Raw genomic sequence first — 11938 nt, 5'->3', positions numbered from 1 at the left:
CCGTGGCACGGCGCACGTGAGGCTGCGCTGGTTGATGGTGGTCGTGGCGATGGGGCTCTCGCTGTTCGGCGTGCGTGCCTTCCAGCTGCAGGGCCTGGACCCGAAGGCGTACGCCGCGCAGGCGGAGGCCGCGGGCGCCGTCACCGCCGTGCTCCCGGCGCGACGCGGCGAGATCGTGGACCGCAAGGGCGGTGCCCTCGCCGAGTCGGTCGACGGCGACATGCTCGTCGCCGACCCCGCGCAGACCAAGGACCACGCGGCGCAGATCGCCCGCATCCTGGCCGACGACATCGACGTCGACTACTTCGACACCCTGACCAGGCTGGAGAAGCCGAAGAGCCGCTTCCAGTACCTCCAGCGGCGCGTGCCCTCCACGGTCGCGACCGCGGTGGTCAAGAAGCTCAACAAGGCCGGTCTGGCGGGCGTCTACACCAAGCCCGACCCGCTGCGGACGTACCCCGCGAAGGACGTCGCCGCGAACCTCGTCGGCGTCCAGGCGCAGGGCCGCGACGACAAGGGCAAGATCACCGGCGGGGCCGGCCTGGAGTCCGCGTTCGACCACCTGCTGTCGGGCAAGGACGGCAAGGAGACCTACGAGGTCGGCGACGGCAACCGGATCCCCCTGGGTGACAACTCCACGGTCAAGCCGGTCGACGGCAAGGACCTGAAGCTCACCATCGACCGCGACCTGCAGTGGTACGTCCAGCGCGTCCTGCGCAACGCCGTCGAGAGCTCGCGCAGCGACTCCGGCTCCGCGGTCGTGATGGACACCAAGACCGGCCAGGTGCTCTCGCTGGCCGACTACCCGACGTTCGACCCCAACGACACCTCGACCGCCGACAAGTCCGACCTCGGCAGTCGCGCCCTGCAGGACGTCTACGAGCCGGGCTCGGTCTCGAAGGTGCTCACGCTCTCCTCGCTGCTCGACGAGGGACGGCTCACGCCGGAGACCAAGCTCGTCGTACCGCCCCAGCTGGACATCGGCGACCGGACGATCCACGACTGGTTCGACCACCCCGCGATCCACCTGACCACGACCGGCGTGATCGCCCGCTCGTCCAACATCGGCACCGCGCTCGCCTCGCGCCAGCTCAGCGACGAGGACATGTGGCAGCACCTGCGCAGCTTCGGGCTCGGCACGAGGACCGAGGTCGGCATGCCGGGCGAGACCCGCGGTCTGCTGCCGGACTGGCACGGCTGGCAGCCCATCAACCACGCCACGATCGCGTTCGGTCAGGGCGTCTCGGTGAACACCCTGCAGATGGCGAGCGCGGTCAACACGATCGCCAACGGCGGGACGTACGTCAGCCCCAGCCTGATCGAGGGGTCGGCGACCACCGACTCCGGCGAGACGGTCGGCACCGACCACACCACCAGCCACCGGGTGATCTCCGCCAAGGCCGCCTCGCAGATGGCGCAGATGATGGAGATGGTCCCCAACCCCGAGACCGGCACCGCACCCGGCGCCCAGGTCAACGGCTACCGGGTCTCGGGCAAGACCGGCACGGCGCAGCGCGTCGGCGCCGACGGCAAGGGGTACGACGGCACCTTCACGGTCTCGTTCGCCGGCTTCGCGCCGGCCGACAAGCCGCGGTTCACCGTCTACGTCGTGGTCCAGAACCCCCGCAACGGCGGTGGGGGCGGCTCGATCGGCGGTCCGGCGTTCTCGAAGATCCAGACCTACCTGCTCCAGCGCTACGGCGTGGCCCCCACCGGCACGAAGTCGGCCGCCCTGCCCATCGACTGGTAGCCAGGACCGTTCGGTAGCGTCACGGCGTGCCCGATCTGACCCGGCCGCGCGATCCCGCGCGCACCCCGCTGGCCGTGGTGGCGCAGTGGCTCGGTGTGCCGTCCCCCGGCGGCCTCGAGGAGGCGGCCGTCGAGGTGACCGGGCTGTCGCTGAGCTCGCAGCGGGTCCGCCCCGGTGACCTGTACGCCGCGCTCCCCGGCAGCCGCGCGCACGGGGCGTCGTACGCCGGTGCGGCCGTGGCGGCGGGCGCGGTCGCGGTGGTCACGGACACCGAGGGTGCGGACCTGGTCGACGCGGCGGTGCCGGTGCTCGTCGTCGACGAGCCTCGGGCACGGCTCGGCGACCTCGCGGCACGGGTCTACGGTCACCCTGCGCTCGACCTCGCGCTGCTCGCGGTGACCGGGACCCAGGGCAAGACCACGACCACGCGGTTGGCCGAGGCGGCGCTCGAGTCGAGCGGGACCACCGCGGCCGTCGTCGGCACCAACGGCACGCGGATCGCCGGCGAGGACGTGCGCTCGTCGTTGACGACGCCGGAGGCGCCGGACCTCCAGGCGCTCTTCGCGGTGATGCGCGAGCACGACGTACGCGCCTGCGCGATGGAGGTCTCCAGCCACGCGCTCGTGATGGGCCGTGTCGACGGCGTCGTCTTCGACGTCGCCGCGTTCACCAACCTCGGGCGCGACCACCTCGACTTCCACGACACCGTCGAGGACTACTTCGCCGCCAAGGCGTCGCTGTTCACCCCCGAGCGCTGCCGCCGTGCGCTGGTCAACGTCGACGACGCGTGGGGGCGCCGGCTGGCCGACCAGGTGAGGACGCGCGGCGAGGTGCCGCTGGTGACCTTCTCGGCCGCCGGGGACCCAGCCGACTGGCGGGCCGAGGACGTCGACGCCGCCCCCGACGGCAGTGAGTTCACCGTGGTGACGCCGACGGGGGAGCGGGTCCGTACCCGGGTCCCGCTGGCCGGTGGGTTCAACGTGGCGAACGCCCTGTGCGCGATCGCCGGGTGCGTCGAGGCCGGCCTGGACGTCGCCGCAGTGGCCGGCGGCGTCGCGGCCGGGCACGGCGTCCCGGGCCGGCTGGAGCGGGTCGACGCCGGCCAGCCGTGGCAGGCGGTCGTGGACTACGCCCACAAGCCGGACGCGGTCCGCGCCGCGCTGGAGGCCCTGCGCCCGGTCACGACCGGCCGGCTGGTCGTGGTGATCGGCGCGGGCGGTGACCGCGACACCGGAAAGCGTCCGTTGATGGGCGAGATCGCCGCGTCCCTCGCCGACGTCCTGGTGGTGACCGACGACAACCCGCGCACCGAGTCGCCGGCGGCGATCCGTGCGGAGCTCCTCGCGGGCGTCACCGAGGGGTCCCGTGCCGAGGTGCACGAGGTGGGCGGGCGACGCGACGCGATCGCGCTCGCGGTCGACCTGGCCCGCCCGGGCGACGTCGTGCTCGTCGCCGGCAAGGGTCACGAGACCGGGCAGGAGGTCGACGGCGTGGTCCACCCCTTCGACGACCGCGTGGTGCTCCGTGAGCTGATCGAAGGGTCGAGGTGAGGCGGCCGTGATCGCGACCAGCCTGTCCGAGATCGCCGCGCTCGTCGGCGGTGCGCTGCACGGGGCCGACGCCCCGGTGACGGCGCCCGCGGTGATCGACAGCCGGCTCGCCGAGCCCGGCGGCCTCTTCGTCGCGTTCGCCGGCGAGCACGTCGACGGGCACGACTACGCGGAGGTCGCCCGTGGCGCCGGTGCGGCCGGGGTCCTCGGCTCCCGACCGACCGACGCACCCACGGTCGTCGTCGACGACGTGCAGGGCGCCCTGCAGACGCTGGCGCGGCAGCGGCTGGCCCGGCGGCGTGAGCTCGGCCCGCTCCACGTCGTCGCCATCACCGGCTCCCAGGGCAAGACCTCGGCGAAGGACCTGCTCGGCCAGGTCCTGCGACGCAGTGCCCCGACGGTCGCCACGCAGGGGTCGTTCAACAACGAGCTCGGCCTGCCGCTGACCGTCCTGCGCGCCGACGAGGCCACGCGGTACCTCGTGCTGGAGATGGGCGCGCGGGGCATCGGGCACCTGGCCGACCTGTGCGCGATCGCTCCGCCGGACGTGTCGCTCGTGCTCAACGTCGGCACGGCCCACATCGGTGAGTTCGGCAGCCGGGACGCGATCGCGCAGGCCAAGGGCGAGCTGGTCGAGGCCCTGGGGCCCGACGGGACGGCGGTGCTGAACGCCGACGACCACCGGGTCGCCGCGATGGCCGCGCGCACCCGCGGGCACGTCCGTACCTTCGGCGAGGGCGAGGGGGCCGACGTACGCCTGCACGACCTGGTCGTCGACGACCTGGGCCGACCCTCCTTCGCGCTCACCGCGAGCGGGCGTACCGAGGAGGTCGACCTGCGCCTGCTCGGGCGTCACCACGCGGGCAACGCCGCGGCCGCGGCCGCGGCCGCGCTCGCCGTCGGGGTCCCGCTGGACCGGGCCGCCGCGGCGCTGCGCGAGGTCACCGCGATCTCGCGCTGGCGCATGGAGCTCACCGAGCGCGCCGACGGCGTACGGATCGTGAACGACGCCTACAACGCGAACCCCGAGTCGGTGCGGGCCGCTCTGGAGACCCTCGCGGGGATCGGCCGGCGCACCGGCGCCCGCACGATCGCGGTGCTGGGGGAGATGGCCGAGCTGGGAGAGACCTCGCGTGCGGCGCACGAGGCGACCGGCGCGCTGGCCCGCGAGCTCGGCGTGGACCACCTGGTGGTCGTCGGCGAGGACTCGCCGGCCGTGTGGGGGCTGCTGGAGGGTGCCCGGGGGTGGGGGTCGCCACACCGCGCGCGGGGCGTGCGCGAGGCGGTGGACCACTTGCGCGAGACTGTGCGGGCGCCCGACGTCGTGCTGGTCAAGGCCTCGCACTCGGTCGGGCTGGAACGCGTCGTCGACGGACTGCTGGCAGAGGAGGGCACCACCTGATGAGAGCGATCCTGCTCGCCGGTGGCCTCTCGCTGGTCCTCACGCTCATCGGCACCCGGATCGCGATCCGCGTGCTCTCCGAGCGCGGGTTCGGCCAGCTGATCCGCGAGGACGGCCCCACCAGCCACCAGACCAAGCGTGGCACGCCGACGATGGGCGGCCTGGTGATCGTGCTGGCCAGCGTGCTGTCGTACTTCATCGCGAAGCTGCTCACCGGCTCCGAGCCGTCGGCCTCCGCGCTCCTGCTGCTCTTCTTGTACGTCGGGCTGGGCACCGTCGGCTTCCTCGACGACTTCATCAAGATCTACAAGCAGCGCAACCTCGGGCTGCGCTCCAAGGCGAAGTTCATCGGCCAGACGGTCATCGCCGTGGTCTTCGGCGCCGCCTGCCTGTGGCCCGCGCTCGCCGACGACCGCGGGCAGACCCCGGGCAGCGCGGCGATCTCGTTCATCCGCGACTCCCAGACCCTCGTGCTGCCGGCGATCCTCGCGGTGGTCTTCATCGTGATCCTGATCGCGGGTGCGTCGAACGCGGTCAACCTCACCGACGGGCTCGACGGCCTGGCGGCGGGGTCGGCCACGATGGTCTTCGGGGCCTACACGGTGATGAACATCTGGCAGAACAACCAGTTCTGCGGGGTGAGCAACCCCGGGCCCGCCTGCTACGAGGTGCGCGACCCGTACGACCTCGCGGTCGTCGCGGCCGCCATCACCGGCGCCTGCTTCGGGTTCTTGTGGTGGAACGCCTCCCCGGCGCAGATCTTCATGGGCGACACCGGCTCGCTGGCCCTCGGAGGCGCGCTGGCCGGGATGGCGGTGCTGACCCGCACCGAGTTCCTGCTCGCGCTGCTCGGCGGCCTGTTCGTCCTGCAGACCGTCTCGGTCATCCTCCAGGTCGGATTCTTCAAGCTGACCAAGGGCAGGCGGCTGTTCCGGATGGCGCCGCTGCACCACCACTTCGAGCTGCTCGGCTGGGAGGAGATCACCGTCGTGGTCCGGTTCTGGATCATGGCGGGGCTGTTCGTGGCCGCCGGGCTCGGCGTCTTCTACGCCGAGTGGGTCGCCGGCGCATGAACACCCCACGACGTTCTTCTCCTCCGCTGCGCTCCTCCGAACAACGCCGCGGGGACCCCGCATGAGCGATCCCGGCTCCCTGGGACGGACCTCGGACTGGTCCGGCGTCCGCGCCGCCGTGGCCGGCTTCGGCGTCTCCGGCTACGCCGCCGCCGACAACCTGACCTTCCTCGGCGCGCAGGTGACCGCGCTGGACGAGTCCGACGCGGGCGACCGTGCCGAGCGCGGCGCACTCCTGGAGAGCCTCGGCGCGACCGTCCGGCTGGGGGAGGGGAGCACCGCGCGCCTGCCCGACGAGGTCGACGTCCTCGTCACCTCGCCCGGCTGGCACCCGAGTGCTCCGCTGCTCGCCCAGGCGGCGCAGCGCGGCGTACCCGTCTGGGGCGAGGTCGAGCTCGCGTGGCGGCTGCGCGACCCCGCGTCCCCCGCGCCCTGGCTCGCCGTCACCGGGACCAACGGCAAGACCACGACGGTGCAGATGCTCGAGGCGATGCTGCGCGCGGGCGGCCTGCGCACGGTCGCTGCCGGCAACGTGGGCCTGCCGATCGTCGAGGCCGTGATGGACCCCGACCCGTACGACGTCCTCGCCGTCGAGCTCTCGAGCTTCCAGCTGCACTACACCTCCTCGATGTCGGCCGAGTCGGCCGCGGTGCTCAACCTGGCCGAGGACCACCTCGACTGGTACGACGACATGCGCGCCTACGCCGCCGACAAGGGCCGGATCTACGAGCGCGCGCAGCGGGCCTGCGTCTACAACGTCCTCGACCCCGAGACCGAGCGGCTGGTCCGCGAGGCGGACGTCGTCGAGGGCGCCCGGGCGATCGGGTTCACCCTCGGCACGCCCGCCGTGGGGATGCTGGGGGTCGTCGACGACGTGCTCTGCGACCGGGCGTTCATCGCCGAGCGGCAGACCTCGGCGGTCGAGCTGTGCACCGTGGGCGAGCTCTCCAGCCCCGCCCCGCACCACGTGCAGAACGCCCTCGCCGCGGCCGCGCTGGCCCGCTCGCACGGCGTCGCGCCGGAGGCGGTCCGCGAGGCGCTGCGCACGTTCACCCCCGACGGGCACCGGATCGCGACCGTCGCCACGATCGACGGCGTCAGCTACGTCGACGACTCCAAGGCCACCAACCCCCACGCGGCCAAGGCGTCGCTGCAGGCGTACGACCCGGTCGTCTGGGTCGCGGGCGGCCTGGCCAAGGGGGCACGCTTCGACGACCTGGTCCGCCAGGTGCGGGACCGGCTGCGTGCGGTGGTGCTGATCGGTCGTGATGCTGATGTGGTTCGTGAGGCATTGCAGCGACACGCGCCGGAAGTCCCCGTGGTCGACGTACCCGCGGGTGAGACTCCTGTCATGGAAGGCGTCGTGGCTGCTGCCCGCCGGCTCGCCGAGCCCGGTGACACCGTGCTGCTCGCCCCCGGCTGCGCCTCGATGGACCAGTTCGCGAGCTACGCCGCCCGCGGCGACGCCTTCGCGGACGCCGTCCGCTCGGTGTCGCGGGGCGAGCGGTGAGCGCGGCCCAGGGCTCGAGCCCGGCCACCGCCGGGCAGCGCGGTGTCGCTCCGGTCGCCGCCGGCCTGCGGGCCACGCTCCGCGAGCGCGTGAACCACCCGCTGGCGCCGTACTTCGTCCTCATCGGCGCCACCACCCTCCTGCTCGGCATCGGGCTGATGGAGGTGCTCAGCGCCTCCTCCGTGCTGTCGTACCGGCAGTCGGGCAACAGCTACCGCTGGTTCGAGCGGCAGGCCGTCTGGATGGCGATCGGTGTCCCGACGGCCTTCCTCGTCAGCAAGCTGCCCGTACGACTCATCCGCGGGCTCGCCTGGCCCGCGATCGGCGTGGCGCTGGTGCTCGTCGCGCTCACCCAGTCACCGCTGGGCGTGACCGTCAACGGCAACCGCAACTGGGTCTCGTTCGGCGGACCGCTGCAGATCCAGCCGGCCGAGATCGCGAAGTTCGCACTCATCTTGTGGTGCGCGCACATCTACGCGATGAAGGACCGCTACCTCGACCAGACCCGCCACGTCCTGGTGCCGGTCATCCCGGTCTTCCTCGTGATGGCAGGGATGGTGGTCGGCATGGGTGGTGACCTCGGCACCGGCCTGGTGCTCGGCGGGATCATCCTGGGCATGCTCTGGGTGGTCGGCGCGCCGTTGCGGCTGTTCGCGATCGCGGCCAGCCTGGCCGGCTCGGTCGCGCTGGTCCTGGCGGCCTCCAGCCCCGAGCGGCTCTCCCGCATGACCAGCTTCATCGACCCCTTCCAGCACTTCGACAAGGAGGGCTACCAGAGCGGGCACGGCATCCTCGGTCTGGCCTCCGGGGGGATCTTCGGCAAGGGCATCGGCGCCTCCCAGCAGAAGTGGGGCAGCCTGCCGGAGCCGCACACCGACTTCATCTTCGCCGTGCTCGGCGAGGAGCTGGGCCTGGTGGGCACCCTGCTGGTGCTGGTGCTGTTCCTCGGCATCTTCTGGGCCGGCATCCGGATCGCCTCGCAGGCCCAGGAGCCCTTCGTCCGCTACCTCGCCGCCGGTATCACGATCTGGCTGGCCGTGCAGACGCTGATCAACATCGGCATGGTGCTGACGCTGCTGCCGGTGGTCGGCATCCCGCTGCCGCTGGTCTCGTACGGCGGCTCCTCCCTGGTCCCCGAGCTGGTCGCCATCGGTCTGCTCGTCTCCTTCGCCCGGCGCGAGCCGGCCGCGGCGAGCGCCCTGGCGCGCCGCCGCGAGCAGAGCCGGCAGGACAGCGGCCGCCGTCCTGCCGCTCCCGCGCGCCGTCCCTCGGCCGCCACCGGTCCCGGGCCCGTCGCCTGATGCGGGCGCTCCTCGCCGGCGGGGGCAGCGCCGGCCACACCTCTCCGCTGCTCGCGACCGCCGCCGCCCTCGAGCGCGCCGTGCCGGACGTCGCGATCACGGCGCTCGGCACCTCCCGCGGCCTCGAGACCCGGGTGGTCCCGGCCGCGGGCTACCCCCTGGAGCTGGTGCCGCCGGTGCCGCTCTCGCGCAAGGTCGACGCCGACCTGCTCCGTACGCCCGGCCGGCTGCGCGCGACGGTGCGCGCCGCCCTGGACGTGCTGGACCGGGTGCGGCCCGACGTGGTGGTCGGCTTCGGCGGCTACGTCTCGGTGCCGGCCTACCTCGCCGCCCGCCGACGCCGGGTGCCGATCGTGGTGCACGAGGGCAACGCCGTCCCGGGGATCGCCAACAGGCTCGGCGCCCGCCTGACGCGTCACGTCGCCACCAGCTTCCCGGGCACCGACCTGCGCCACGCGACGTACGTCGGCCTGCCGGTGCGCAGGATGATCTCCACCCTGGACCGGCCTGCGCTGCGGGCCGAGGCGCTGGCCCACTTCGGGCTCTCGCCGGACGCCCCGGTGCTGCTCGTCACGGGCGGGTCGCAGGGGGCGCGCCGGATCAACCGGTCGGTCTCCGCCGCGGCCCCCGCGCTCGCCGCCGCCGGGGTGCAGGTGCTGCACGTCGTCGGACCCGCCGGCGAGGCTCACCTCGACTCCGCGCTGACCCGGGGCGCGGCGTACGTCGTCCAGACGTACGTCGACCGGATGGACCTCGCCTACGCCGCGGCCGACGCGGTGCTGTGCCGCGCCGGGTCCAACACCGTCACCGAGGTCTCCGGCGTCGGGCTGCCGGCGGTGTACGTCCCGCTGCCGCACGGCAACGGCGAGCAGGCGCTCAACGCCGCCCCGGTGGTCGAGGCCGGGGGAGGGCTCCTGGTCGCCGACGCGGACCTGACCCCCGAGTACGTCGCCACGACCCTGCCCGACCTGCTCGGCGACGTCGGCCGGCTGGCGTCGATGGGTCGCGTCGCGGCGACCGTGATCCCGCTGGACGCCGACGACAAGCTGGCCGCGATGGTGCTCGACGCAGCGGGGGAGCGGGCGTCGTGAGGGTCCCCGTGCCCGACGTGCTGCTGCCCGCCGAGGACCTCGGTGCGGTGCACTTCGTCGGGATCGGTGGTGCGGGGCTCTCGGCCATCGCCCGCCTCATGCTGGCGCGCGGCGTACGCGTCTCCGGCAGCGACGCCCGGGAGACGCCCGGCCTGGCCGCTCTGCGCGAGCTCGGCGCGACGACCTGGGTGGGTCACGACGCCGCCTACGTCGCCGACGCGGACACCCTCGTCGTCTCCACCGCCGTGCGGGAGGACAACCCGGAGGTCCTCGAGGCGCAGCGGCGCGGGCTGCGGGTGCTGCCGCGCTCGGCCGCGCTGGAGTCGGTGATGCAGGGCCGGCGGGTCGTCGCCGTGGCGGGCACGCACGGCAAGACGACCACCACGTCGCTGCTGACGGTGGCCCTGCAGGCGGCCGGGGCCGACCCGACGTACGCCGTCGGGGGCGAGCTGAGTGCCACCGGCGTCAACGCCCAGGAGGGCACCGGCGAGGTCTTCGTGGCCGAGGCCGACGAGAGCGACGGTGCGTTCCTCGTCTACTCCCCGCAGGTCGCGGTCGTGACCAACGTCGAGGCCGACCACCTGGACAACTACGGCACCGAGGAGGCCTACCACGCGGCCTTCGAGACCTTCCTCGAGCGGGTGCGACCCGGCGGTGTGCTCGTCGCGTGCGTCGACGACCCCGGTGCCGCGGCGCTGGCCGCCACCGCCCGCGACCGCGGCCTGCGCGTCGTGGGCGTCGGCGAGTCCGCCGAGGCCGACCTCCGCGCGAGCGACCTGCGGCTGGTCGGGTCGACCGCGCGGGCGAGCGTACGTCTGCCGGGCGGAGAGGACGTCGAGCTCGCGCTGCAGATCCCCGGCCGGCACTACGTCCTCGACGCGCTGTGCGCGCTCGGCGCCGGCCTCGAGCTCGGGTACGACGCTCCCGCGCTGCTGGAGGGGATGGCCGGCTTCACCGGCACCCGGCGTCGGATGGAGCTGCGGGGGGACGTCGGGGGAGTGCGCGTCTACGACTCGTACGCCCACCACCCGCAGGAGATCCGCGGCGACCTGCAGGCGGCGCGCTCGCTGGCGGGGGAGGGACGGGTGCTGGTGGTCTTCCAGCCGCACCTGGTCTCGCGCACGCGGGCCTTCGGCCCCGCGATGGGGCAGGCCCTCGGCGCAGCCGACCTCGTCTGGGTGCTCGAGATCTACCTCGCCCGTGAGGACCCCGACCCCGAGGTCACCGGCGCCCTGGTCGCCGGCGCCGTACCCCTCGCGGAGGACGCCGTCACGTTCGTCCCCCTCGCCGCCGACGTCCCCGCTGCGATGGTCGCGGCAGCGCGGCGCGGCGACGTGCTGCTGACGCTCGGGGCGGGCGACGTCACCGAGCTGGCGCCCCGGCTGGTCACCGCACTGGAGGAGGCGGGCCGATGAGCACCAGCACGCGGGGAGGCCCGGTGGAGCCCCCGACGGTGGGCACGGACGAGGAGACCGTGCGCATCGAGCGCGAGCTCTTCGAGCGGCGCCGCCGTGAAGGCCGCCAGCAGGGCCGCGGCCGCCGGCACCGTCCGCTGTGGATCGCGCTCGCGGTCGTGCTGGCCGGGGTGCTGGTGTGGCTGGTCGGCTGGTCGTCGGTGCTCGCCTCCGACGACGTCGAGGTGCACGGCGTCGACTCGCTCGACCCCGTCACGGTCGAGGACGCCGCCCGGGTGCCGATGGGCGTCCCCATGGTGCGGATCAACACCGACGCCGTCCGCGCCCGGCTCTCCGCGATCCCCGCGATCGAGTCCACCAGGGTGTCCAGGCAGTGGCCGGGCACCGTGCGGATCGACGTCACCGAGCGGACGCCCGTCGCCGTCGTACCCCGTCAGGGCTCCTGGCGGGCACTGTCCGCCGACGGCGTGCTGTTCCGCCGGTACGACGCCCGCCCCAAGGGGCTGCCCGAGATCGAGGACGAGACCGGCGCCGACCAGGACGCCCTCCAGGAGGCGGCCCGGGTGGTCGGAGCGCTGCCGGCCGACGTGCTGCGTCGCGTCGACCACGTCTCGGTGGCCACCGTCGACGGCATCGAGCTGACCCTGCGCGACGACCGCACCGTGCAGTGGGGCTCGTCGGGCCGTTCCGCCGACAAGGCGAAGGTGCTCGCCCTGTTCACGGACAAGAGGTTCCGCACCCTCGACGTCAGCGTCCCCTCGCGCCCGACCACCCGCTGAGCGGGGTACCTCGCCGCACGCGCCGGCCGCCTCGAGTCGCCCGGTCTGCCCACCTCGCGGAAACGTC

General features: G+C 73.7%; 9 protein-coding genes. All 9 read left to right on the top strand.

Annotation, left to right across the window (positions count from 1 at the left end; all coding sequences use genetic code 11):
- Nucleotides 1-16 precede the first annotated feature (16 nt).
- Nucleotides 17-1750: a peptidoglycan D,D-transpeptidase FtsI family protein gene (locus IEX42_RS04725; RefSeq protein WP_229660590.1), complete on the top strand. Its 1734-nt coding sequence runs from the start codon at nucleotides 17-19 to the stop codon at nucleotides 1748-1750.
- 26 nt (nucleotides 1751-1776) lie between these two features.
- Nucleotides 1777-3300: a UDP-N-acetylmuramoyl-L-alanyl-D-glutamate--2,6-diaminopimelate ligase gene (locus IEX42_RS04720; RefSeq protein WP_229660589.1), complete on the top strand. Its 1524-nt coding sequence runs from the start codon at nucleotides 1777-1779 to the stop codon at nucleotides 3298-3300.
- Nucleotides 3301-3307: 7 nt separating this feature from the next.
- Nucleotides 3308-4702, top strand: a complete 1395-nt coding sequence (locus IEX42_RS04715) for a UDP-N-acetylmuramoyl-tripeptide--D-alanyl-D-alanine ligase (protein ID WP_188778683.1) — start codon at nucleotides 3308-3310, stop codon at nucleotides 4700-4702.
- Complete coding sequence (mraY, locus tag IEX42_RS04710; RefSeq protein WP_188778681.1) at nucleotides 4702-5775, top strand: phospho-N-acetylmuramoyl-pentapeptide-transferase; 1074 nt, start codon at nucleotides 4702-4704, stop codon at nucleotides 5773-5775. The genes IEX42_RS04715 and mraY overlap by 1 nt, the downstream gene beginning before the upstream one ends.
- A gap of 61 nt (nucleotides 5776-5836) precedes the next feature.
- Complete coding sequence (gene murD, locus IEX42_RS04705; RefSeq protein WP_188778679.1) at nucleotides 5837-7285, top strand: UDP-N-acetylmuramoyl-L-alanine--D-glutamate ligase; 1449 nt, start codon at nucleotides 5837-5839, stop codon at nucleotides 7283-7285.
- Entirely contained in the window at nucleotides 7282-8586 is a 1305-nt protein-coding gene (gene ftsW, locus IEX42_RS04700) for a putative lipid II flippase FtsW (RefSeq protein ID WP_188778677.1), read from the top strand. Before murD ends, ftsW begins: the two co-directional genes overlap by 4 nt.
- Complete coding sequence (murG, locus tag IEX42_RS04695) at nucleotides 8586-9677, top strand: undecaprenyldiphospho-muramoylpentapeptide beta-N-acetylglucosaminyltransferase (protein ID WP_188778674.1); 1092 nt, start codon at nucleotides 8586-8588, stop codon at nucleotides 9675-9677. The genes ftsW and murG overlap by 1 nt, the downstream gene beginning before the upstream one ends.
- Nucleotides 9674-11092, top strand: a complete 1419-nt coding sequence (gene murC / locus IEX42_RS04690) for a UDP-N-acetylmuramate--L-alanine ligase (RefSeq protein WP_188778672.1) — start codon at nucleotides 9674-9676, stop codon at nucleotides 11090-11092. The genes murG and murC overlap by 4 nt, the downstream gene beginning before the upstream one ends.
- Entirely contained in the window at nucleotides 11089-11871 is a 783-nt protein-coding gene (locus IEX42_RS04685) for a cell division protein FtsQ/DivIB (protein WP_188778670.1), read from the top strand. Before murC ends, IEX42_RS04685 begins: the two co-directional genes overlap by 4 nt.
- The last annotated feature ends 67 nt before the right edge of the window (nucleotides 11872-11938 follow it).

This window comes from Marmoricola endophyticus, from assembly GCF_014644415.1.
In the GTDB taxonomy this organism is placed as follows: domain Bacteria; phylum Actinomycetota; class Actinomycetes; order Propionibacteriales; family Nocardioidaceae; genus Marmoricola; species Marmoricola endophyticus.
This window is presented reverse-complemented; position numbering and strand designations above follow the sequence as displayed.